The organism is Acidaminococcus massiliensis (assembly GCF_900095825.1).
Lineage (GTDB): Bacteria > Bacillota > Negativicutes > Acidaminococcales > Acidaminococcaceae > Acidaminococcus > Acidaminococcus massiliensis.
On record NZ_LT608315.1, the window covers coordinates 988,482 to 1,012,463 of the forward strand.

Here is a 23,982-nt window from a genome sequence, read left to right on the forward strand (position 1 = left end):
TACAATAATAAAAAATAAACAATAAAAGTGTAAACAAAGTATATTTTCCCTTTGCCTTTATTCTTCTAACCACTGTGTGAATAAGTTCCTCATTCTCTCAGAGGGCAAGTATAAATGTATGGGGCTGTTGCTGTCATGAACACGGATATTTGAACGCCATACAAATTGTATAAGAAGTGACAAAGACCAATTGTCAGCGTCTATAGGCTGTCCTAAAGTCTTCCAAAGGTTAGCAGTAAAGGGATTTAAGCATTTATTCACCCCGTACAGAATGGCTGTCTTGCTGTCATATTCATTGGTCGCAAGTGCATTGTGTGCCAGGAAGTTATTTTTTGTGAGTCCCTTTTTACCATTGGTCAGCTTTCTTTCAGCCTCTTTGAAAGTTGTCCATAAAATTTCATCACTTTTATACAATCTGGAAAAACTACTCATAGTATCTTTTAGCCTTTTTATATCCTTCTGTGTAGCTTTCTGGTGATACCATGAATAAGATAATTCATAGCCTTTGTAACTTTTGGAATCTGGAATGGGCTCTACAATCATTCTTTCTAATCCTTTTGGCTTATCTCTTTTCAGACCTTCTATGAATGCTGTCATTTCCTCATTCACATGGTAGAAGGTAATAGGAAGGTGTGATAAGTTACAGTAGGCATTAAAGAAGCTGTATTCTGTTCTGTAACTCATGATGGTGACAGTATCAAAGCAAGACCAAAAGTCTGCAGGTATAAAGTATTTGAGTTTAAGTTTATTGTCTTGCTTAATCCCATACACGTCATGCTGTTTGAAGAAGTCTCTAAAGCTGTCGTAAATTGTCCCTGTGTTGCCATAAGGGTTAGTATACAGTCTATGTGGGCTGTCTTCTGCCCCCTTCAATAACAGCCCTAAGGCTTCCATATTGTCTAAGTCTTTTTCACTCAGATTTTCCACAGGAACATAGAGTCCAGAAGATAACAGCCTATCAAGTTTTGAATCTGTGTCACTATCTCCTGTCTTTTCCTGCAACTCTTGTAATACTGTGGGTTCTTCATCGATGAACAAAGAGTACTTATAGGGAAAATTGGGGGCTGTTAAGGTGTCGTAAATGCGGGAAAAAGAACGTTGTAACAGTTCATGGGTGATAAAAACATTCTCACCATGGGGCAATAAGGTTCCTATAAGTTCTTTCCCCTTCCCCCTCTCTCTGGTGGGCTGTGTTACGTTTACCCCCATACCCTTCAGGCATTCCATGTTTGTTTCTATTTCTTTGATATAGGGTGATACACAGATAAATCTTTCCTTGTGGTCATCTTTGAATTGGCTGTACCTTTCCCCTAAGATATGCATTAGTGCAGTGGTTTTCCCTGCTCCTGTAGGGGCATCAACAATTCTAATTTCCTTCTTTTCTTTCATGGTTATTGCTCCTTTCTTTCTTCACTATGTGGGCCACTTAAAATTATCTGACAATTCCATGTGACTATCTTCTTTCTTCCCCTATGTGTGCCACCTTAAATTATCTGATAATTCTGTTACAAATATTACACAATAACATTGAAAGAGTGAGAACCTATGCCACTGTTCCACTTAGAGAAAAGAAGAACTTCCTTCTTTGTGTGTGATACCTTTTGTTTACCCTTTAGCCAACTTCACACCTTGCGTTTAAATCGTTTATAAGCCTCTTTATTTTAATGTGAATGGAATTCACCTACAAAACTATAAAACCTCTCAGAAACGAAATATGGAAGCGTGAGAGGCATTGTAGAGAGACCAAAAGTGTGGGGAGAAATCACGGGGGTTACTAAAGTGTTCCCATGTGTCAAAAGGCACACTTTTAGACAGAGAGAATTTAGAGTTATCTTTACGTGTCTAAAAGTTAAACAAAGGATATTGAAATACACCAAAAATAAGATTGACATTTTGAAATACGCGAATTAGAATTAAATCATCACAAGAAATGAAAACAAAGGGAGTGAAAGACAATGGCTAATGTGTGTTATATCAGAGTATCAACCAAAGACCAAAACACAGGGAGACAACACGCCTGCTTTACTGACAAAGGAATTAAGATTGATAAGACCTATGAAGAAAAGATAAGTGGGAAGGATAGACAAAGACCACAGTTAAAGGCTATGATGGACTACGTGAGAGAGGGAGACACAGTATATATTGAAAGTATCAGCAGACTAGCAAGAAATACATTAGACTTCCTTAACATTGTGGACGAACTCACAAAGAAGAAGGTAAACCTTATCAGCCTTAAGGAACAAATTGATACCACCACACCACAGGGAAGATTTATTCTTCACATATTTGCTTCTCTGTCTGAACTGGAAAGAGAGACCATAAGACAGAGACAAAGGGAAGGGATTGACCTGTGTCTTTCTGAACATAGGCCCTATGGTAGACCAAAGGTGATTATTGATGACACATTCAAAGAAGCCTACAAAGAATGGAAAGCAGGAAAGGTAACAGCAGTGCAGGCAATGACCAAAGCAGGGATGAAGCCTAACACGTGGTATAGAAGAGTCAAAGAGTTTGAAGGGAGACAATGAAATAAGGGTGACTGTCCTACATGTGATGGTCACTCTTTTTCTGTGTGAATATACCTTTAGGCATTTTTTGGCTGCCCCTGTGGTGTCTTGTGGGGGCTACGGGGGATTCACAGGAATGCGGGACGAATATATATGGGCTCACAGATTTTTTGTAAATTTTCATTTTTAGGTTGACAGAGAGAAAAAGGGTGTAGTATACTATTCAAGCAACACAAGAGATTCTTGAACTTTTACAAGTCCAAAAGTGCATTAGAGTTTCCCGAAAGGTAGTCGGGGCCTAATGTTTTGTTTCTTCCGGGATGGTGTAATGGTAGCACAGGAGATTCTGGATCTTCTAGTCTGGGTTCGAGCCCTAGTCCCGGAGCCATTTTTTTATCTTGGCGCCATGGTCAAGCGGCTAAGACGTCGCCCTCTCAAGGCGAAATCACGAGTTCGATTCTCGTTGGCGCTACCAGGTCAATACGTAGGAATCCCCTATGGGCCATGCACTCGTGAGGATGGAACTGCATCATATAAAACGCAAAGACGCTCCCGGCGGGGAACGTCTTTTTTGTTTGTTTCTTTGCCAAAGGGGGTACTCCATGAAGTTCAAGCGCTGTTGGATCGTGCTCTGGCTGCTGCTGGTGCCAGTCTGTTTCTTATCCCTGTTCAGCGGGCAGGTCCCAGTTTCTCCTTGGGGACCGTTCCATGGAGGGTGGAGCCTTTTGGAACAGAATGTCCTGTGGAATCTCCGCCTCCCCCGGCTGCTTTTGGGGTTGGGAACGGGAGCGGCTCTGGGGGCTTCCGGCACAGCCCTCCAGGGGATTTTCGGGAATCCGCTGGCAGATCCCGGCATCCTGGGGGTTTCCGGCGGGGCTTCTTTGGGGGCGGTGATCCTGCTGCTGACCGGTCTTCCCCAAAAAGCCTATTGGTTCCTGCCTTTGGGTGCCTTTGCCGGGGCAGGACTGGCTTCTCTTGTGGTAGGCATCCTGGGCAGTGTCCGTGGCGGGACGGACCGAGTGAAGCTGCTTTTGGCCGGTGTGGCCGTCAGCCTGTTCTGCGGAGCCTTGACGGCAGGACTCCTGAGCTTTGCCCCGGATGCGGTGATGCGCCAGTACTTTTTTTGGACCTTGGGCAACCTAGGAGTAGGGACCTGGCTCCAGGTAAAAGGGATCCTGCCGCTGCTGGCCGGTGTGCTGGCCGTCCTGTGCCTTTGGGGGAGGCAGCTGAATGTCCTGAGCCTGGGAGAGGAACAGGCACTGTCCCTGGGGATGGATGCGCCTTTCTGGCGGAAATTGTTCCTGGGATGGATTTCTCTCTTGATGGGACTGGCTGTCTGTGCAGGAGGGAATATCGGCTTCGTGGGACTATTGGTGCCCCACAGCCTGCGGCTCCTGACCGGCCCGGATCATCGGACCCTGCTGCCGCTCAGTGCCTTGGGGGGCGCGGTGTTCCTGGTATTCTGCGATGCCCTGGGTAAAATGGTCCTGCCGGGAGGAGAAATCCGGGTGGGGATCATTACGGCTCTTTTCGGGGCTCCTTACTTCCTTTGGCTGCTGTGTCGAAAAAAGTGACAGTTGTGGTATAATGGAACCAAAGGAGTGTGATTTCCATGCGGAAAGATTTTGGCGCAAAACCATTGACGTATCCTCAGCCGGTGTATATGATCGGGACCTATGACGAAAACGGGGTCCCGGATGTGATGAATGCGGCCTGGGGCGGCATCAGCAACGATACGGAGATTTCCTTCTGCCTGGCCCGGTCCCACAAAACTGTGGCCAACCTGAAGAAAACAGGAGCCTTTACCGTGAGTATGGCTACGACGGATCAGTTGGTGGCCTGTGATTACCTGGGGCTGGTTTCCGGGAACAAGGTGCCGGATAAAGTGGCCCGGGCTGGCTTCCATGTGGAAAAATCCAGCCGGATAAACGCACCGGTGATCGCCGAACTGCCCATGGTGCTGGAATGCCGGGTCAAGAGCTACGATGAGGAAAGCGAACGGCTGGTAGGTGAGATCCTCAACGTCAGCGCCGACGAAAGCATCCTGACGGATGGGAAAATCGACCCGGCCAAGCTCCGTCCCCTGGTATTTGATCCAGTGAACCACACCTATCTGGTGGCGGAAAAAGCAGTGGGCAAGGCATTCGCCCACACGAAAGCGCCGGAAGAAATAAAATAATTTTTTCGGTCACGGCTCGCGACCTGTGACTCGGACCCGCGACCGGGGGTGTGAATCTTTTCACACCCCCCAAATTTTCTCTTGATTATGCTACATCATAGTGATATAGTATACACTATATTAAAGAAATATCCGCCAATAGCGTAGAGCAAAGGAGCGTATACCATGGATAAGTCCAAAGCATATTTGTTGTGGTTCGAACAGCTGGAACGGAAAGACGTGGATATTGTGGGAGGGAAATCTTCTTCTTTGGGAGAAATGACTTCCAAGACCGATGTGCCGGTTCCCTATGGCTTTGCCACCACGGCTTACGCGTACCGCTATTTCATCAAAGCCACCGGGCTGGAAGAAAAAATGCGCAGCCTTCTGGCCAGCCTTACCGATGTGGAGGACAATGAACAGCTGAGTACGGTGTGCGGCCAGCTGCGGGCTGCCATCATGGAACAGGAAATGCCCCAGGATCTCCAGGATGCCATCCGGAAAGCCTACGGGGAACTGGCTGCCAAGGTGGGTGAAGCTCAGCCTTATGTGGCCGTCCGTTCCAGCGCTACGGCGGAGGATCTGCCCGATGCCAGCTTTGCCGGACAGCAGGATACCTATCTGAACGTCCAGGGAGCCGACAGCGTAATCGCCAAGGTGAAGGAATGCTACGCTTCCTGCTTTACGGACCGGGCCGTGTATTATCGGGAAAAGCAGGGCTATGACCATCTGTCCCTGGCTCTTTCTGCCGTGGTCCAGATGATGGTGTTCTCCAAGGCCGCCGGGGTCATGTTCACTGTGAACGTGGCCAACGGGGACGATAAGAACATCATGATCGAAGGGGCCTGGGGCTTGGGCGAATATGTAGTGGGCGGCATCGTCACCCCGGATACCTACATCGTTTCCAAAGAAGACATGAAGATCCTCTCCGCCACCGTCAATGAACAGGATGTGATGCTGGTCCGGAAGAAGGGTGGGGATACGGAAGAAGTGCCGGTGCCGGAAGCGGACCGGAAGCGTCAGACCCTGACCAACCAGCAGATCTTGGAACTGGCCGGATATGCCAAGAAAATCGAAGCCCATTACGGCTGCTATATGGATATGGAATGGGGCATCGATGAACGGGACGGGAAGATCTGGATCCTCCAGGCTCGGCCGGAAACCGTATGGTCTCGGAGAAACAAGGAAAAGAAGGCGGAGGAAAAGATGGAAGAACAGGATGCAAAGAGTGCAAAGGTACTGGTCAAAGGACTGCCAGCCAGCCCGGGCATGGGCTATGGCAAAGTCCATGTGATCAAGGATCCTTCCGATATCGATGAATTCAAGGATGGGGAGATCCTGGTCACGGAAATGACCGCTCCGGATTGGGTGCCGGCCATGAAAAAAGCCCAGGCCATCGTTACGGACAGCGGCGGTATGACCTGCCATGCCTCCATCGTTTCCCGGGAATTGGGCATCCCCTGCATCGTCGGGACCAAGAGCCGGGGTACGGCAGCTACCAGCCTGCTCCATACGGGAGATGAAATCACCGTGGATGCTTCCAACGGAGTGGTGTTCGCCGGCAACTTGCAGGTGAAGAAAGCCGCTGCAGCTGCTGCACCTCAGACCCAAATCGTGGCCCAGGAAACCTTCCCGGTCACCGGCACCAAGATCTACATGAACTTGGGCGATCCGGCCCTGGCGGAAAAATACAGCAGTCTGCCCTGCGATGGTATCGGCCTGATGCGGGAAGAATTCATCTGGACCACCTACATCCATGAACATCCGCTGTATCTGATCAAATCCGGCCATCCAGAAAAGGTGGTGGATGCCCTGGCAGACGGCTTCCGGAAAGTCTGTGCCGCCATGGCTCCCCGGCCGGTGACCCTCCGGTTCAGCGATTTCAAATCCAGTGAATACCGGGATCTGAAGGGTGGAGAAGAATTCGAACCCCATGAACCCAGTGCTCTCCTGGGCTGGAGAGGGGCTTCCCGGTATTATGATTCCAAGTACACCGCCGCTTTCCGGCTGGAAATCGCTGCGGTCCGGAAAGTACGGGAAGAATACGGGCTGAAGAACCTGAACGTGATGATCCCCTTCTGCCGCACGGTGGACGAAGCCCGGAAAGTGGTGGAGATCATGGCGGAGGAAGGACTCCACAGAGGACCGGATTTCAAGGTATGGCTCATGGCGGAGATCCCTGCCAACATCATCTTGGCGGACCAGTTCAACCAGTTCGTGGACGGCTATTCCATCGGATCCAATGATCTGACCATGCTGACCCTGGGCTGCGACCGGGACAATGACGTGATCTCCCATCTGTTCGATGAACGGAACCTGGCCGTGAAACGGGCCATCCGCCATCTGATCGAAGTGGCCCATAAAGATGGCAAGACGGTATCTCTCTGCGGACAGGCTGCCAGCGTGTATCCAGAGTTCGCCGCCTTCTTGGTCCAGAGCGGCATCGACAGCATGTCCGTGAACCCGGATGCCGTGAAGTTCACCCGGAAGATGGTGGCCCAGGTGGAACAGCGTCTGATCTTGGACAAACTCACCGGACGGGGCCGGAACCTCCACGAGGAAGAATTGGCCTGGTAAAAGGATCCTTTGCTCTATGGCTGATGACAGGGGTGCTGCATGTGCGGCACCCCTTCTTGCACCCGAACGTTTTTTCTTCTATAATGAAGCCATGAATCCATTGGAAGGGAGATGAGTCCCATTCCTCTCAGCGAGAGACAAAAAAAGATTGCGGAAATCGTCCGACAGGCGGGGCCTGTGGCAGGGGAAGCCATTGCCCGGGAACTGGGGCTCAGCCGGGCTGCCCTGCGTTCGGACCTGGCCATCCTGACCATGAGCGGGATCCTGGATGCCCGTCCCCGGGTTGGGTATTATTACACGGGGAAAAATACCCTGGGGCTTTTGCAGGAAGAACTGTCCTCCATTACCGTGGAAGACATCAAGTCCGTGCCCATTGTGGTGGGCAGTGACAAAAGCGCTTATGATGCAGCCATCACCATGTTCCTGGAAGATGTGGGGACGGTATTTGTGGTGGAAGGGCCGGAAGGGCTGCTCCACGGGATCGTTTCCCGGAAGGACCTGCTGAAAGCGGCCCTTAATCCCGGGTCCGATCTCCACAAACTGCCCATTGCCATGGTGATGACGCCGCTGAGCAAAATCGTCACGGCCAGCCCGGAAGAACCGGCTGCGTCAGCTGCCCGGCGGCTGGTGGATCACGAAATCGACTGCCTGCCGGTGGTGCGGCCCCTGGATGAGGAACACAGGCGGCTCCAGCTGGTGGGCCGGGTGACCAAGACCAATTTTACCCGGCTCCTGGTAGAATTGGCGGAAGGAAAAGGAGGGAGTTATCATAGCTAAAGCACCGATCATCTATGCCATTTCAGATTCCATCGGAGAAACTTCGGAATCGGTGGTGAAAGCCACCACCAGCCAGTTTGTCCAGGAAAAATTCGATATCATCCGGGTTCCCTATGTGAAGAGTGTGGAACAGATCGACAAGATCCTTACCGAAGCCAAGGAACAGAATGCCATTGTCTGCTACACCATCGTTTCTCCGGAAATGCGGGAAGCGGTGGCCCAGAAGGCCATAGAACTGGACGTGGAAGTGGTGGACATCCTGGGGCCCGTGCTGAAGGCCATCGAAAAGACTTCCGGCCTGCTGCCCAAGAACCAGCCCGGTCTGATCCATGCCCTGGACCATGAGTATTTCAAACGGGTGGCGGCAGTGGAATTCGCCATCAAATATGATGACGGCAAGAATCCCTGGGGCCTGGCCAAAGCGGATCTGGTCATCATCGGCGTTTCCCGGACGTCCAAGACGCCGCTTTCCATGTACCTGGCCAATAAACAGCTGAAAGTGGCCAATGTCCCCCTAGTGCCGGAGATCCCCCCGCCGGAGGAACTGTTCAAGGTGCCTTCCAGCCGGATCATCGGCCTTCTGATCGATCCCTACAAGCTCAATGAGATCCGCTGTGCCCGCTTGAAGGCCATGGGGCTCACCGATGGAGCCAACTATGCGGACATCCACCGGATCCAGGAAGAACTGGAATACGCCCGGGCCATCATGCAGCAGCTCCACTGCATGATCATCAATGTGTCCAACCGGGCCATCGAAGAAACCGCCAGCCTGATCCTGGAATATCTGCGGAAACGCTTTGACTATGAATCCTGAAAATTGAATCTGTCAAGGGGAATTCCTGTAAAAGCAGGAATTCCTTCTTTTTTGTCGAATAGATACAGTATTGCAGGAAAGAATAAGGATGAGTTCCATGGATGATATGAAAGAGAAATTTGCCAATTTCAAAGAGCAGGTGCGCCAGGCGGCGGACATCGTAAGCATCGTCTCGGAAACCGTGGACCTGAAGCGGAAGGGCAGCCGGTACTGGGGCTGCTGTCCCTTTCACGGAGAAAAGACACCTTCCTTTACGGTGGATCCGGCCCGAGGGCTGTACCACTGTTTCGGCTGCGGCGCAGGGGGAGATGTGTTTTCCTATGTGATGAAACGGGATAACCTGTCCTTTTTCGATGCCATGAAACAATTGGCGGAAAAGTACGGGATCCCGGTCCCAGAACGGACTAAATCGGCCCAGGAAATCGCCCGGGAAAAGGAAACAAAGGAAGTCATGGCAGCCAACGATCTGGCTTCCCGTTTCTTCCATTCCTGCCTGGTGAATACCCGGTACGGGGAAAAAGGACTCAAGTATCTGGCCGGCCGGGGAATCGGAAGGGACATCATCGATTCCTTTGATCTGGGGATGGCGCCTCCGGATTTCCATACCTTATCTCAGGCCCTGGAAAAAAGAGGTGTCTCGGAGGCCGTGCTGCTCAAGGCTGGGCTGGTGAGCCAGCGGCAGCGGGGAAATGGCATTTATGATAAATTCCGGGCTAGGGTGATGATCCCCATCCGGAATCCTCGGGGCAAGGTGGTGGGCTTCACTGGACGGATCCTGGATAAGGATGCATCTCCGGCCAAATACATGAATACGGGAGAAACAGCCTGGTTCCACAAGGGGAATCTGCTCTTTGGCCTGGACCGGGCTTCTGCCGCCATCCGGAAACGGCAGCAGGCCCTGATCGTAGAAGGCCATATGGATGCCATCAGCCTCCATGCTGCAGGAATCGACTGGGCGGTGGCTTCCATGGGGACGGCCTTTACGGAACACCAGGCGGCTCTTTTGAAACGGCTGGCACCGGAAGTGATCTTCTGCTTCGACAGTGACCGGGCCGGCCGGGCGGCTGCCATGCGGGCCATCCCCCTAGCCCTTCGGGCCGGGCTCAAATGCCGGGTGATGCATGTGACGGACGGGAAGGATCCAGATGAATTCATCCGGAAGGAAGGCCGGGAAGCTTTTGAAGAGCTGATGCGGAACGCCCGTCCGGGGATGGATTACCAGGTGGATACGGTGCTGGGGGAATGTGACACAGAAACCCTGGGAGGCAAAGTGGAGGCCGTGGACCGGGTGCTGCCCTTCTTCCTGGACTGCCAGAGCGATGTAGAAGTGGGGGAACGGATCCGGGATCTTTCCCGCCGCCTGTCCATCGAGGAGGGGCTGATCCAGAGTGAATACCGGAAACTGACCCATCAGGAAACAGGGAAAAAGTACAACCCAGAATGGCTGACCCAGCGGACCGTGAAAGTGTCCAGTCCTACGGAACAGGCAGAACGGCTGGTGCTCCGTGCGTTCCTCCAGGGGATACCGCCCCAGCCAGGACAGGAGGGGATCGCCCATGTGGATTCCTTTACCACGCCGGCCCGGCAGGAAATCTTCACGGTATTCCTGCAGATGGTCCAGAACGGGACTTTCCAGGATCCCCGGGATCTCTTTTCCCGCCTGGACGGACCGGGAGCGGCAGAATTGACAGGGATCCTGAGCCTGAATGTCCAGGAGAGCACGCTGCCTTCCATCCTGACGGACTGCCTCAACAGGCTGCAGATTGCGGCCCTGGACCGGGAATATGAAAAACACAGCCAACTGGCGGAAAAGTATGAAAAAGAGGGAAATGAAAAATTTTTGCAGGAATTAGAGGAATGCCGGCGAATAAAATTGGAGATAGGAAAATTAACAGCTCCGGTATAAATCCGGAACAGGAGGATTTTCCTCATTTGCAGGAAAGGAGGGAACGCCCCAATGACTGAAAAAGAAAAGAAAGAATTGGAGCCGCAGCTGACTGCCACGGCAGCAGCAAAGAAAGGACAGAGTGAGGCCCAGCCCACGGCAGTGGAGAAAGCCAAGGCTGCTCCCAAAAAGAAGAAGGCGGCAAAAACCACGGGAAAGGCGGGTTCAGGAACGAAAAGCAAGAGTAAGGCAGGCAAGAAAGATAAGCCCAAAACCGCGGCGGAATACTTAGCGGAATTCGAAGCGCTGGCCAAAAAGAATCATGGCGTTCTCACCTATAAGGAGATTCAGGACCGGCTGCAGAACGAAGATGCTGTCTCTGTGGATGAGATGGATGCTATCTATTCCAAACTGGCAGAGAAGAACATTGAAGTAATCGATGACGGGTCCGAAGATGAAGAACCGGCGACCATCGATGAAGAAGAGCTGAAGGTGGATGAAACGGAACTGGCCAACCTGTCCGTTCCGGAAGGGGTCATCGTGGATGACCCGGTCCGCATGTATCTGAAGGAAATCGGCCGGGTGCCTCTTTTGGCCGGGGACGATGAAATCAAGCTGGCCAAACGGGCTGACAAAGGCAACCAGGCCAAGGCCATCCTGAAGGGAGAAAAGCCGGAGGGAGAATTCGAGCCGGTGAACAAACGGCTTTCCATCGGGAAACTGCTGGAAGAGGCCAATGAACTGCTGACCAAGGAAAGCATCTGGGTGGACAACCGGAGCGTCTCCCTGACCTACCGGAAGGCCCAGGAATTGGCTGGCGACGGCCATGTGCTGGAGTTTGACCAGTATCAGAAGCTGATCAGCGCCTTTACCATGGATGAAAAGAAGCGGCTCCATCGGCTGCTGCAGGAAAACAAGTATAAGATCGCCCATGTGCAGAAGAATGCTCCGGATCCAACGGGAGAAGAAGCTGAAAACAGCTGCCTGGGGACGCTGCAGGAGCTCTTTGCGGTGGTCGACGAAAAAGCCAGCCACCAAAAAGTGGATGACGAGACCCGGCAGCAGATCGAAACGGAGGAGAAACGGTTCAACCGGCTGCTCCACCGGATGGAATTCTGTGGGGACAATGCCAAGAAATGCCTGTCGGAAGCCAACCTCCGGCTGGTGGTCAGCATTGCCAAACGGTATGTGGGCCGTGGGATGCTGTTCCTGGATTTGATCCAGGAAGGGAATCTGGGGCTGATCAAGGCTGTTGAAAAGTTCGATTACAACAAAGGATTCAAATTCAGTACGTATGCTACTTGGTGGATCCGGCAGGCCATTACCCGTGCCATCGCCGACCAGGCCCGGACCATCCGGATCCCGGTGCATATGGTGGAAACCATCAATAAACTGGTGCGGGTATCCCGGCAGCTGCTCCAGGAGCTGGGACGGGAACCGACACCGGAAGAAATCGCCAAGGAAATGGATGTGCCTGTGGAACGGGTCCGGGAAATCCAGAAGATCGCCCAGGAACCGGTTTCTCTGGAAACTCCTATCGGGGAAGAGGAAGATTCCCATTTGGGAGACTTCATCGAGGATCAGGAAGCCCCTTCACCGGCAGATGCTGCTTCCTACACCCTGCTCCAGGAACAGCTGGGCAAGGTGCTCCAGGAGCATCTCAGCGCTCGGGAACGCCGGGTGCTGGAACTGCGGTTCGGCCTGCTGGACGGCCGTACCCGGACCTTGGAAGAAGTGGGCCAGTACTTCGGCGTGACCCGTGAACGGATCCGGCAGATCGAGGCCAAAGCCCTGCGGAAACTCCGGAGCCCCAAACGGAGCAAACCACTGAAGGAATTCTTGGAATAAAAGGATATTATCCAATACAAAAAGGCTGCTGTATATCATGTACAGCAGCCTTTTTTCATGTATTTACAAAAAACATTTTAATAATCAGATTTTCATAGAAAATGTTTCTGATCATATTTACAAAATCTTATAAGAAGCCTATACTTTGCTTATATTCTATACTTTTCCCGCCACAATAGGTAGCAAGGTAGTTTATAGGAGGTGTTGATATTGGATGGGAAAAATAGCAAACGGGCAGGATTGATCCTCCTGTCACTGATCTTGATCTTTTTGGGACGTTTCTTTCCCCGACCGGCGGGCATGCCGGCTTCTGCCATGCAGGTATTCCTGCTGTTCATCGGGACGCTGATCCTCTGGCTGAAAATCGGGGTCCACTGGCCCAGCGCCCTGTGCCTGGGAGCCCTGGCCTTCATCCCGGAGCTGAATTTCAGCAAGATCTTGGCCGGTTCCGTAGGGTCCCAGATCGTTACGTTCCTGATCTTTACTTTCATGTGTTCTTACACTCTGGCTAGGACCCCTTTCATGAAGCGGGTGGCAGTCTGGTTCATCACCCGGAAACTGGCCCGGCGCAGCCCCTGGTGGTTCTGCACTTTTTATTTCATGTCCATGATGGTGGCGGCCTGGATCATGTCTCCTACGGTCCTGTTCGTGACTTATATCGCCATCAGTGAAGAAATCTTTGCCATGCTCCATCTGGAAAAGGGCAGCCGGCTGGCCTCCATGATCATGGTGGGACAGACCATGGCCTGCTGCCTGGGGTCCGGCATGACTCCCATTGCCCATGATGGCCCCATCCTGGGGCTGGGACTGTATGAAGCGGCCACCGGCCAGAATATCAGTTATACCAGTTATATGGGAGCCTGCATGCCGGTGGGGATCTTGGTATTCATCCTGATGCTGGTCCTGTTCCGGTTCCTGCTGAAACCGGATATGAGCCCCTTGGCCGATCTGGATATCAATAAGCTGACCGCAGGCATGCCGCCGGTGGGCCGGAAGGAATCCATCGTCTGCGGCGTGTTCCTGTGCGTGGTGGCCCTGTGGGTGTTGCCCAGCCTGACCATGTCTTTCCTGCCAGGGATCTCCAAATGGATCAGCAGCTTTGGCATTACCATGCCGCCCCTTCTGGGGACCATCGTCCTGTGCATCCTCACTGATGAAGAAGGCAAGCCCCTGATGGATTATTCCGATGCCCTGGCCCATGGGGTATCCTGGGTCTGTGTCATCATGTCGGCGGCGGTGCTGGCTCTGTCCAGCGCTCTTTCCAACAGCCAGATCGGTTTCACCACCTACATCGGGGCCGCGGTGAAGCCCCTCATCGCAGGAGTGTCGCCCCTGGTCTGCGTATTCTTCCTGATCCTCCTGTGTGCCTTGATGACCAATATCTGTTCGAACCTGGTTTCCATCACCCTGGTGCTGTCCATCGGGCTGCCTCTTTTTGTGGCCTCGGGAGGCACCATGAACGGTGCTGCGCTGGCGGCTCTTGTGAGCTATGCCGGGGCCTTTGCCGTTGCGACGCCTTCGGCCCAACCCTTGGTGGCCATTGGAATCGGACAAGGTTTTGTGCGGCAGGATATGCTCTTGAAATACGGCTATCTGGTGGTCGTCCTTTCGGCCATCCTGGCAGCAGCCATCGGGTATCCTCTGGCTTCCGCCTTTATGGCAGGCATGGTGTAAGAAAGGAGAAGGAGAGAAATGACGACTTCTTTGGAAGAATGCAGAAAGATGGCCTCTGGTTATGGTATGGTCCCGGTGGTGAAACGGGTACCGGCCGGGGGACATACGGTGGAAGATTTGGCTGAAATGGCCCGGAGCCTCAGCAAACAGGTCTATGTGATGGACCATACGGTGGACACCGGAAAAGAGATCCGCTGGGAACGGTATGCGGTGATCGGGTTCGCCCCGGCACTGGAATTTTCCTGTACCGACGGCGTCATGACTGTGGCCCAGGGAGGGACACGGATTTCCTATCCCTGTAAAGATCCTTCCCGGGTACTGGCCGGGGTCCTTGCGGCCCACAAGGCTCCTTATGCAGCAGGGATGCCTCCTTTTACAGGCGGGCTGGCGGGCTATTTTGCCTATGAATACATCAAATACGCAGAGCCTGAAATCCAGTGGGAGGAAGCCAATCCGGAACAGTTCAAGGATATGGATCTGTTCTTTTTTGACAGGCTCTTTGTCCTGGACCGGCAGCAGCAGGAGATTTTGCTCATCGTCAACATCGCCACGGATCACCTGGAAGAGAATTACCGGAAGGCCCTCTTCACTTTGGGTGAAATGGAAAACATGCTGGAAGAGGCGCCCCGGGATGGGGTCCCGCCTTTTGCCATCACCGGCAGCTTCCAGCCCATGTTCCAGCTCCAGGATTACATCCGGATGGTGGAGCAGGCCCGGAAGGACATCCGCAAAGGAGAGACCTGCCAGATCGTGCTGTCCAATGCAGTGACGGCTCCTGCCCAGGGCAGTCTCCTGAGTGCCTACCGGGTGCTGCGGAAAAAGGATCCCACCCGGTATATGTGCTATTTCAGCAGTGATGACGCAGAATGTGCCATCGCTTCTCCGGAAGCCACCATCACCCTGCAGCAGGGACAGCTTTATATGAATCCCCTGGCCGGGACGGCAGCCCGGGGCAAAACAAAGGAGGAAGACCTAAAGAATGAAAGGGAACTGCTGGCGGATCAGAAATCCCTGGATGAGCACAATATGCTGGTGGATGATGCCCGGAACGAATTCGGTGCCGTCTGTGATTTCGATTCCATCGGCATCCGGGATTATCTGAAAGTCGTCCGCTGTGCCCGGGTCATGCATATCGGCACCACTGTGACTGGCCGGCTGCGGAGTGACAAGACGGCCCTGGACGTGATCGATATGACGGTGCCTGCCGGTGTGGTGTCCGGTTCGCCCAAGATCCATGGCTGCGAACTGATCAATGCCATCGAAAAGAACCGGCGGGGGATCTACGGCAGCACCTTGGGGCAGATCAGCCTGACAGGGGATGCAGATTTCTGCGTATTCATCCATTCCGCCTTCCTGAAAAACGGAAAAGTCACTGTGCGTTCCGGAGGCGGCATTGTCATCGACAGTGTCCCGGAAGAGGAACACCAGGAATGTTTGAACAAGGCCATGGCCATGGAAGGGGCTCTGTATGAAGCCAGTGCCCTGGATAAAGGAGGGGCGGAGAAATGATTGCATTGATCGACAATTACGATGGCTGTGTGTTCAACCTGTTCCAGCTCATCGGCCATTATCGCAGGGACATCCGGATCATCCGCAACGACCGGATGACGGTGGCAGAGCTCCAGGCCCTGCAGCCCGACCATATCGTGATTTCTGGAGGGGGCAGCCAGCCGGAAGCCACGGGGATGGTCCGGGAGATGATCAGGACGCTTACGGGGCAGGTTCCGATCCTGGGAATCTGCCTGGGGTATCGGGCGCTCCTCAGCGCCTATGGGGCTTCTATGAGTTATCTGGACGAAATCATGCAGGGACGGGCTTCCCAGATTTCCCTTGCCACGGACTGTCCTCTCTTCAAAGGACTGCCTGGAGAGATCCAGGGCATGCGCTACCATTCCATGACCGTTCCGGAAAAAGAGATCCCGGAAGGCTTCCGGATCATTGCCAGGGCGTCCGACGGAGAAGTGATGGGGGTCCAAGCCGGAAACAGCAGCACTTTCGGAATCCAGTTCCACCCGGAATCCTTCCTGACACCGGAAGGGAGCCGGATCATGAAAAATTTCCTGGATCTGGACTGAGGCGGGCCGGCTTGTGGAGATATGCCCAGGAATGTTCGGCAGTCCGCTGGGAGAGAATTGACAGAAATCGGATTTTTGGTATATAATTTCTGCATTGGGCCTATAGCTCAGCGGTAGAGCCCCCGGCTCATAACCGGTTGGTCCAAGGTTCGAATCCTTGTGGGCCCACCAACTGCAACACTGTGGGAACTCCCCCGGTCCTGACGCTGTGTCAGGGCAGGGGGAGTTTTTTGATACGCCATGGAAAAGGACGGCAGAATATGGAGTATTATCTTCTTGGATTCAAATATCACCATATCATGAAATACTGCATTTGGATGACAGATCACAAGGATAGGATCTATTGTGATGGGAAGCAGGCTATCCTAACCTTTGACAGCCAGTTTGAAGTACAGCAGTATGCACTTTCCAAAGGAATCAAGGTCGATACAAAAAATGGATATATATGTGACATGGACCACCTGCAGATCGGCAGCAGCAGACTGGCGGACATCTTGGACTTCTGGAATTTAACAAGTGATATGACCAAAACGGTCGGGGCCAATTTCATCGGCAACAGGAAGAGTCCTGTCATCGACAAAATATATAACAAACTGTTCCACGGCTGCAATTTGTTGAAGAGGAAAGAGATGGCTCCTTATATTCCCAGATTCAACCAGGATGAGATCCGTATTTTGGAGAAAGTCCTGGAAGACGGCCAAAAAATCATCAAAAAATATATATTGAAGATCTGAAAGAAAGGCGGATGGACGGAAGCACCTTGACAACTTCCCCCTGATTTGTTATAGTTCCTCTGTAATCACGCAATGAGGGGGTTGGCATCCCTGAGCGTTTGCTTCACAAGAGAGGCCGCTTTCGGGCGGCAAACAGGGTGGAACCGCGGAACAACCTCCCGTCCCTGTAATGTAGAGTATCCTGTCTATATTACAGAGACGGGAGTTTTTGTATAGGAGGAGAGAAAATGGATTTTCAGACCATCATTTTGAACCTGCAGAAGTACTGGGCCAACCAGGGCTGCATCATGGCTCAGCCTTATGACGTGGAAAAGGGCGCCGGGACTATGAACCCGTCCACCTTCCTGCGGGTACTGGGGCCGGAACCCTGGAACGTATGCTATGTGGAACCGTCCCGCCGTCCTGCTGACGGCCGGTACGGAGACAACCCCAACCGTCTGTACCAGCATCACCAGTTCCAGGTGATCATGCAGCCGTCCCCCAGCAATATCCAGGAACTGTACCTGGAAAGCCTGCGGGAACTGGGCATCCATCCGGAAGAACATGATATCCGGTTCGTGGAAGACAACTGGGAATCTCCCACCCTGGGCGCCTGGGGCATGGGCTGGGAAGTCTGGCTGGACGGGATGGAAATCACCCAGTTCACCTATTTCCAGCAGGTGGGTTCCATCGACATCAAACCGGTGGCTGTGGAAATCACGTACGGCCTGGAACGGCTGGCCATGTACATCCAGGGGGTGGAAAACGTCTACGACCTCCAGTGGGTGGGGGATGTGACCTACGGGGATGTATTCCATACCAACGAAGTGGAGCAGTCCCGGTACAGCTTCGACATCGCCGACATCGACCTGTTGTTCGACCTGTTCGATAAATACGAAAAGGAAGCCAAACGGGTCATCCTCACCGGCAACATCCGGCCGGCCTATGACTATGTGCTGAAATGTTCCCACACCTTCAACCTGCTGGATGCCCGGGGCGCCATCAGCGTCAGCGAACGGACCAACTACATCTCCCGGGTGCGGGCACTGGCTCGGCTGTGTGCGGCGGCCTATGTGGAACAACGGGAAAAACTGGGATTCCCCATGCTGAAGAGAGGGTAATGGATATGGCAAATTTATTATATGAAATCGGAACGGAAGAAATGCCGGCCCAATACATGCCCGGCATCCTGAAGGAATACAAGGAACTGGCCGGAAAGAAGCTGGCCGAAGCCCGGATCCCCTTCAGCACGGTGAAAGTATACGGGACTCCCCGCCGGATGGCTTTCCTGGCGGAAGGGGTAGCGGAAAAACAGGAAGATTCCAATGTGGAAAGCAAGGGGCCTTCTCTAAAGATCGCCTTTGATAAGGACGGGAACCCCACCCGTGCCGCCCAGGGATTTGCCCGGGGCCAGGGGGTGGATGTAAAGGACCTGGTCCAGAAGGACGGCTATGTGTACGCCGTAAAACATCTGGAAGGCAAAAAGACCATCGACCTGCTGCCGGCCATCCTGGATGACATCCTCCATTCTCTGAACTTCCCCAAGACCATGCGGTGGGCGGATTATGATTTCGGTTTCGTCCGTCCTTTCCGCTGGATGGTGGCTCTCCTGGATGACCAGGTGATCCCAGTGGAAGCCAACGATGTGAAGAGCGGCAGAGAGGCCCGGGGCCATCGGTTCCTGAGCAACCATCTGATCACCATCCCGGACGCTGCTGCCTACGAAAAGACCATGGAAGACAATTTCGTCATGGTGGATGTGGACAAACGCCGGGAAACCATCCGGAAACAGATCGAAGATTTGGCTGTGGCCGAAGGAGGCAAAGCCGCCATTTCTCCGGACCTGCTGGAAGAAGTCACCTTCCTGGTGGAATATCCCACGGCTCTGTGCGGCCATATCGATGACAAGTACCTGCGTCTGCCGGATTGCGCCATCATCACCCCCATGCGGGATCATCAGCGGTACTTCCCCATGTTCGACAAGGATGGGAAACTGATGCCCAAGTTCATCACCGTCCGGAATGGCGGCAAGGAACATCTGGACATCGTGACCCACGGGAATGAACGGGTGCTCCGGGCCCGTCTGGACGATGCAGTGTTCTTCTTCGACAATGACCGGAAGAAATCCTTGGCCCAGCACCGGGAAGGACTCCACGAAGTGGCTTTCCAGCACGGATTGGGGAACATGTATGACAAGACGGAACGGCTCCAGAAGCTGTGCGATGAACTGGTGAAAGCCACCGGTCTGGAAGCGGATGCCAAGGCCGTGGAACGGGCCGCCCTCCTGTCCAAGGCAGATCTGGTCACCGGCATGGTGACGGAATTCACCGAACTCCAGGGCACCATGGGCAAGGAATATGCTCTCCTGGACAACGAAGGGGAGAAAGTGGCCCAGGCCATCGGGGAACAGTACATGCCCCGGTTTGCCGGCGATGAACTGCCCCAGAGCAACGAAGGCCGGATCCTGGCTGTGGCGGACAAACTGGACAACATCGTGGCCACCTTCAGCCGGGGCATGGCGCCCACCGGGTCCCAGGATCCCTACGCCCTGCGCCGTCAGGCTCTGGGCATCCTGAACATCGTGGCCGACGGCGGGGTCCACTTCCCGCTCCGGGCCGTACTGGCAGAAACCCTGAAGAACCTGCCGGTGGACGTGGAAAACGAAGCCAAACTGCTGGATGAAGTGGCCGACTTCTTCGCCCAGCGGGCCAAGAACATGCTGCTGGACAAAGGGGTCCGGTATGACGTGGTAGATGCGGTGCTGGCCGCTCCGGGGCTGGACGACTTGGCGGATATCTTCGTTCGGGCCGATGCCCTGGCTGCCTATCTGGAAACGGATAAAGCCGCCGACAGCATCCAGGCCTTCACCCGGGTGGAAAACATCAGTAAGAACAATGTGGTGGAAGCCCCTGTGGATGCTACCCTGTTCCAGGATGCCGCAGAAAAAGCCCTCTCCGAAGCCGTGGAAAAAGTGGCTGCCGCTACCGCTCCTCTGGCTGCCGACCGGAAGTACGCCGACCTGCTGGCCGCCAACGATGAGCTGGCTGCTCCCGTCAATGCCTTTTTCGATGCGGTGATGGTCATGGACAAGGACGAAAAGGTGAAGAACAACCGTCTGGCCCTACTGAACCAGGTCAAGAAACAAGTGAACCAGGTGGCTGATCTGAGCCAGCTGGTGATGAAATAAGACGAATAGGAAAGAAGGGGCTGTTGCACGTTCTGTGCAACAGCCCCTTCTTATTTTTTGCAGACCTGTATGGATCAGTTTAGACAATATATTCATACATATTTAACCAAATAACTTTACACATATCTATCTATATATTATAATCGAGGAAGAATATGAAATCATATCCATCCGATAAAATAGAAAAATCAGAAAATAAAATCTTTTACAAAGGAGAAACTTATGGAAGCAGACTTTGCAAAGAAAATCCAGCAGAAAAGGATCCAACACAGGGTATCTGTAGAAAGAGTCGTAAAAGGAGGGAATGTCTTCTTGGCGGCGGCTGTCCTGGCGACGGGTATGGCCGGTACGGCCATGGCGGCAGAAAAAGATATTGTGGAGAAAGGTGCCCAGCCCATTGCTTACGATATCAGCCCGGCCAACGACGGGACCAATATCGCCATCGGCAAGAACGCCAAAGTCTTTATCGGCGGCGGGACCCAGGAATCTATGCTTTCCTTCGGAGAAAAAGTCCATCAAGGTTTCCTTAGCATGCACATCCATGATAACGATCATGCAAAAAAGAATCTGCCGGAAGCCATTGCCATAGGGACGAATTCTTATGCCCGCACAGGAGCTATTGAAATCGGCGCCCATACCTTGGAAGTAAACAAGATTGCCATCGGTGATACCACGGCTGACCAATTGCGGCAGTTTGGAGTAGCGTCTACCACGCTGGGCAGCAATTCCTATGCGGGCGGTGGTTTTGCTACGACCATCGGCAGCTATAATGTGCAGAGCAGTCAGTATGAAGCAAAAAATAGCAGTGATACCTTGCGCAACGCAACGAAAAATGCGTTTGCCACGGTTATCGGTACCTTCAATTCCAATGAATCCATGACAGGAAGCAGCAGCAGCGGTATCGCTAATATGATTGCAGGTACTGCCAATAAAGTGACGAACAGCAATGGTGCCATCGTCATGGGTGCAGGAAATAGTGTCAAAGGCTCCAACAGTTATTTTGATGCTTCTGCATACAGTAAGCATTTTGATTCCGTCACAGAAATGCAGAAAACTTTGATGGATGGGGTTGCTAAAAGCGCAGGCGGTGCCACCTTGGTCATCGGCGGTGCCAACCAGGCAGAAAATACGTCCCATTCGCAGATCATGGGCGTCGGCAACAAGATGAAATCTACGACTTTCAAGAAAATAGAGTTTAACTACCTGGATGGGTTCAACAGTTCCATTACCGATGCCAGCCATGTAAAGGTACTGGGCCAAAACGTCACCATCAGCAAAGGGGCTGATTCCAATACGGTGATCGGCGATTATCGTACCGTGGCAGAAGACCAGACCAATAACGTAATCGTAGGCAATGGAGAGGAAAAAACGCCGCTGACGACTTCCCATAAAGAAACGGTCATCCTGGGTTTCAACGCCAATGCCTCTTTTGACGGCAGTGTGGCTCTTGGTGCCGGTTCCCTTGCCGACACGAAGGCAGGGATTTTTGGCTGGGACCCTGGGACGCAGCAGGCAAGCACCCTGGATTCTTCTGTCTGGAAATCTTCCTGGGCGGCCGTCTCCGTAGGGGACAGCACCCATACCCGGCAGATCACCCGAGTGGCTGCAGGTTATGCGGATACGGATGCGGTGAACGTGGCACAGCTGAAAGCTGCCATGGAAAATGCGGCTCCCAAATTGGAACTGCTGGCAGGGGACGGCATCAAAATCGAAAAAGATTCTGCAGGCAAGCGCTATACCATCAGTGCCAATCTGACTGGGGGAGAAACGGCGACCGACAGCACAAAAGTGGAACCCAAGACAGAAGGTACGGGCTCTGGATCCGGCGATTCCCAGGAAACAGTCCCGGGGAACGGGAAACCCTTGGAAATCTTGGCAGAAACCAAGGCCACCAATTTTGCCGCCGATGAGGGGTCTGCAGCGGTCAAACCTTCGGAAACCCTGCATGTCGCAGGAGATGGGAAGAACCTGTCAACCAAAGTGGAAGGGAATACCCTTTCTGTAAATCTGAAAAAAGACCTTGCCGTGGACAGCGTAACCGCAGGGGGAACGAAACTTTCCTCTGATGGGGTAACCATTGCCGGCGGTCCTTCTATGACAAAGGATGGGCTGGATGCCGGCAGTAAAAAAATCACCAATGTAGCAGCGGGAACGGAAGAGACGGATGGAGTGAACTATGGGCAGCTGAAAGGCGTGGAAAACAGGGTGGAAGAAAATACCCGGAACATCAACCAGGTCAACGGCCGGATCTCCAACCTGGACAGCCGTCTGAACAAAGTGGGGGCCGGGGCCGCAGCTCTGGCAGCACTCCATCCCCAGGATTTCAATCCCGATGACAAATGGGACTTCGCCCTGGGCTTCGGCAACTACCGGGATGCCAATGCCATGGCTGTAGGGGCCTTCTACCGCCCAGATGCCCGGACCATGTTCAGTGTGGCCGGGAACTTCGGCAATGGAGAAAATATGGTCAATGCAGGGATCAGCGTGAAACTGGGGAAAAACAGCCCCTATGCGGGTATGGACCGGCAGGCCATGATCCATCGTCTGGCCAGCCAGGACCGGGAACTGGAGGCACAGAACCAGCGGATCGCCAAGCTGGAACAATTGGTGGCACAGCTGATGGCGAAGTAAGAGAATACAGGACGAAAGAGAAGGGGCTGCTGCACGTTGCGTACAACAGCCCCTCTTTTGAGCTATAGAGCTTCCCGACTGGAGAGCAGTGACGGGTCCTGCTGCCCCTGCCGGGGCCACCTCTTTTCCACAAATGCCAAAAACTGCTTCAGCACCGGGAACTGCTCCGGATCCCGGTTCCAGACAAAATTCACGTGGCCGGTGGCAATCTGCTTCACGGGAATGGCCACCAAGTTCTTTTCGTCCTGGGCGAATTCTTCAGAAAGGAAGCCCACAGCCGCCTTGTGCCGGATGTATTCCAAGATGGTGAATACCTGGGTGGTCTGGTGGAGGATGCGGGGATGGATCTGGCAGGCGGCAAAGAGGCGGCGCAGATAGCGGGTCTGGCCGAATTGGTCGGTAAACAGTACCAGAGGTTCGTCTTCCAGGTCTTCCAGGTCCACTTCAGAGCGGCGGGCCAAGGGATGGTCCTTATGGACAAAGAGCATGAGCCGGCTGTCTTTCAGTACGCAGCAGGAGTAGGGGGCTTCCGGCAGATGATTGGTGACACACAGGGCCAGATCGATTTCTTTCTGGTCCAGGAGAGAATAGAGGGTGGGACCTGTGGCTTCCGTAGTCAACAGGCGGAGCTGAGGCCAGGCTTCCTGGAGCTCCCGATGGAGGGCGGGGAAAATGGTATTCCCGCACATGGGGACCAGGCCGATCCGCAGCAGGGACTCTCCAGAACCCAAAGAGCGGGCTGTATATTCCAACTGTTCGTACTGGTCCTGGAATTTCAAGGCTTGTTCCAAGAAAACCCGTCCGGCAGAAGTGAGGGTCAGGGCGTTGTGTTTCCGCTCCCAGAGCGGTGCGCCGCATTGCCCCTCCAGCTCCCGGATGGCCTTGCTGAGACCGGGCTGGGTGAGATGCAGCTCTGCGGCAGCTTTGGTGAAATTCTGGTACCGGCAGGCGGTGATGAAATAACGGATCTGTTCCGGCGTAATGGACATGGGAATCCCCTCCTGGGATTTTGAGATTTTCCAAACTTTAAGTTTGTCTTCCTGAAAGACAGAATGTTCACAAAAGATGATTTCTGTATTATAGTAATATCATGAAAGAGGAATCACGTCCATACTTATTGGAAAGTCAGTGGAAAG

The 23,982-nt window shown here is 53.2% G+C and carries 17 protein-coding genes and 3 tRNA genes; 18 read left to right on the plus strand and 2 right to left on the minus strand.

Annotated elements, in window-relative coordinates; translation table 11 throughout:
* Positions 1-57: 57 nt before the first annotated feature.
* On the minus strand, positions 58-1,389 hold the full coding sequence (locus BQ2657_RS04920) for a DEAD/DEAH box helicase family protein (protein ID WP_075579632.1): 1,332 nt from the start codon (positions 1,387-1,389) through the stop codon (positions 58-60).
* A 566-nt stretch (positions 1,390-1,955) separates the two neighbouring features.
* On the opposite strand from BQ2657_RS04920, the gene BQ2657_RS04925 reads away from it, so the two are divergent.
* The 18 genes from BQ2657_RS04925 to BQ2657_RS05010 all read left to right on the plus strand — a co-directional run bounded on the left by BQ2657_RS04925 (position 1,956) and on the right by BQ2657_RS05010 (position 22,846).
* Positions 1,956-2,528: a recombinase family protein gene (locus tag BQ2657_RS04925; RefSeq protein WP_075579633.1), complete on the plus strand. Its 573-nt coding sequence runs from the start codon at positions 1,956-1,958 to the stop codon at positions 2,526-2,528.
* Positions 2,529-2,821: 293 nt separating this feature from the next.
* Positions 2,822-2,895 (plus strand) — tRNA-Gln (locus BQ2657_RS04930).
* 12 nt (positions 2,896-2,907) lie between these two features.
* Positions 2,908-2,982, plus strand: a tRNA-Glu gene (locus tag BQ2657_RS04935).
* A gap of 127 nt (positions 2,983-3,109) precedes the next feature.
* On the plus strand, positions 3,110-4,081 hold the full coding sequence (locus BQ2657_RS04940; RefSeq protein ID WP_075579634.1) for a FecCD family ABC transporter permease: 972 nt from the start codon (positions 3,110-3,112) through the stop codon (positions 4,079-4,081).
* 38 nt (positions 4,082-4,119) lie between these two features.
* A complete protein-coding gene (locus tag BQ2657_RS04945) occupies positions 4,120-4,686 on the plus strand; it encodes a flavin reductase family protein (protein WP_075579635.1) in 567 nt (188 codons plus the stop codon).
* Positions 4,687-4,851: 165 nt separating this feature from the next.
* Positions 4,852-7,242, plus strand: a complete 2,391-nt coding sequence (gene ppsA, locus BQ2657_RS04950; RefSeq protein WP_075579636.1) for a phosphoenolpyruvate synthase — start codon at positions 4,852-4,854, stop codon at positions 7,240-7,242.
* Positions 7,243-7,353: 111 nt separating this feature from the next.
* Entirely contained in the window at positions 7,354-8,019 is a 666-nt protein-coding gene (locus BQ2657_RS04955) for a helix-turn-helix transcriptional regulator (RefSeq protein ID WP_075579637.1), read from the plus strand.
* Positions 8,012-8,833 carry a pyruvate, phosphate dikinase/phosphoenolpyruvate synthase regulator gene (locus BQ2657_RS04960; protein WP_075579638.1) on the plus strand — a complete coding sequence of 274 codons (822 nt, stop codon included), beginning with the start codon at positions 8,012-8,014 and terminating at the stop codon, positions 8,831-8,833. The genes BQ2657_RS04955 and BQ2657_RS04960 overlap by 8 nt, the downstream gene beginning before the upstream one ends.
* A gap of 88 nt (positions 8,834-8,921) precedes the next feature.
* Positions 8,922-10,739, plus strand: a complete 1,818-nt coding sequence (gene dnaG, locus BQ2657_RS04965; RefSeq protein ID WP_232709011.1) for a DNA primase — start codon at positions 8,922-8,924, stop codon at positions 10,737-10,739.
* A gap of 51 nt (positions 10,740-10,790) precedes the next feature.
* A complete protein-coding gene (rpoD, locus tag BQ2657_RS13470) occupies positions 10,791-12,566 on the plus strand; it encodes an RNA polymerase sigma factor RpoD (protein WP_075579639.1) in 1,776 nt (591 codons plus the stop codon).
* Between the two features lie 210 nt (positions 12,567-12,776).
* Positions 12,777-14,240, plus strand: coding sequence for an SLC13 family permease (locus BQ2657_RS04975; RefSeq protein ID WP_075579640.1), 1,464 nt, complete (start codon positions 12,777-12,779; stop codon positions 14,238-14,240).
* Positions 14,241-14,258: 18 nt separating this feature from the next.
* On the plus strand, positions 14,259-15,749 hold the full coding sequence (locus BQ2657_RS04980) for an anthranilate synthase component I family protein (protein ID WP_075579641.1): 1,491 nt from the start codon (positions 14,259-14,261) through the stop codon (positions 15,747-15,749).
* Positions 15,746-16,315: an anthranilate synthase component II gene (locus BQ2657_RS04985; RefSeq protein WP_075579642.1), complete on the plus strand. Its 570-nt coding sequence runs from the start codon at positions 15,746-15,748 to the stop codon at positions 16,313-16,315. The genes BQ2657_RS04980 and BQ2657_RS04985 overlap by 4 nt, the downstream gene beginning before the upstream one ends.
* A 96-nt stretch (positions 16,316-16,411) precedes the next feature.
* Positions 16,412-16,486, plus strand: a tRNA-Ile gene (locus tag BQ2657_RS04990).
* A 281-nt stretch (positions 16,487-16,767) separates the two neighbouring features.
* Positions 16,768-17,049, plus strand: coding sequence for a hypothetical protein (locus tag BQ2657_RS12795; RefSeq protein ID WP_143224842.1), 282 nt, complete (start codon positions 16,768-16,770; stop codon positions 17,047-17,049).
* Between the two features lie 227 nt (positions 17,050-17,276).
* Complete coding sequence (gene glyQ, locus BQ2657_RS05000; RefSeq protein ID WP_022487639.1) at positions 17,277-18,149, plus strand: glycine--tRNA ligase subunit alpha; 873 nt, start codon at positions 17,277-17,279, stop codon at positions 18,147-18,149.
* 5 nt (positions 18,150-18,154) lie between these two features.
* A complete protein-coding gene (glyS, locus tag BQ2657_RS05005; protein WP_075580992.1) occupies positions 18,155-20,215 on the plus strand; it encodes a glycine--tRNA ligase subunit beta in 2,061 nt (686 codons plus the stop codon).
* A 222-nt stretch (positions 20,216-20,437) separates the two neighbouring features.
* Positions 20,438-22,846 (plus strand): YadA-like family protein, encoded by a 2,409-nt coding sequence (locus BQ2657_RS05010; RefSeq protein ID WP_075579644.1) that lies wholly within the window; start codon positions 20,438-20,440, stop codon positions 22,844-22,846.
* Between the two features lie 62 nt (positions 22,847-22,908).
* On the opposite strand, the gene BQ2657_RS05015 is transcribed toward BQ2657_RS05010, so the two are convergent.
* Complete coding sequence (locus tag BQ2657_RS05015; RefSeq protein WP_075579645.1) at positions 22,909-23,835, minus strand: LysR family transcriptional regulator; 927 nt, start codon at positions 23,833-23,835, stop codon at positions 22,909-22,911.
* Positions 23,836-23,982: the final 147 nt, after the last annotated feature.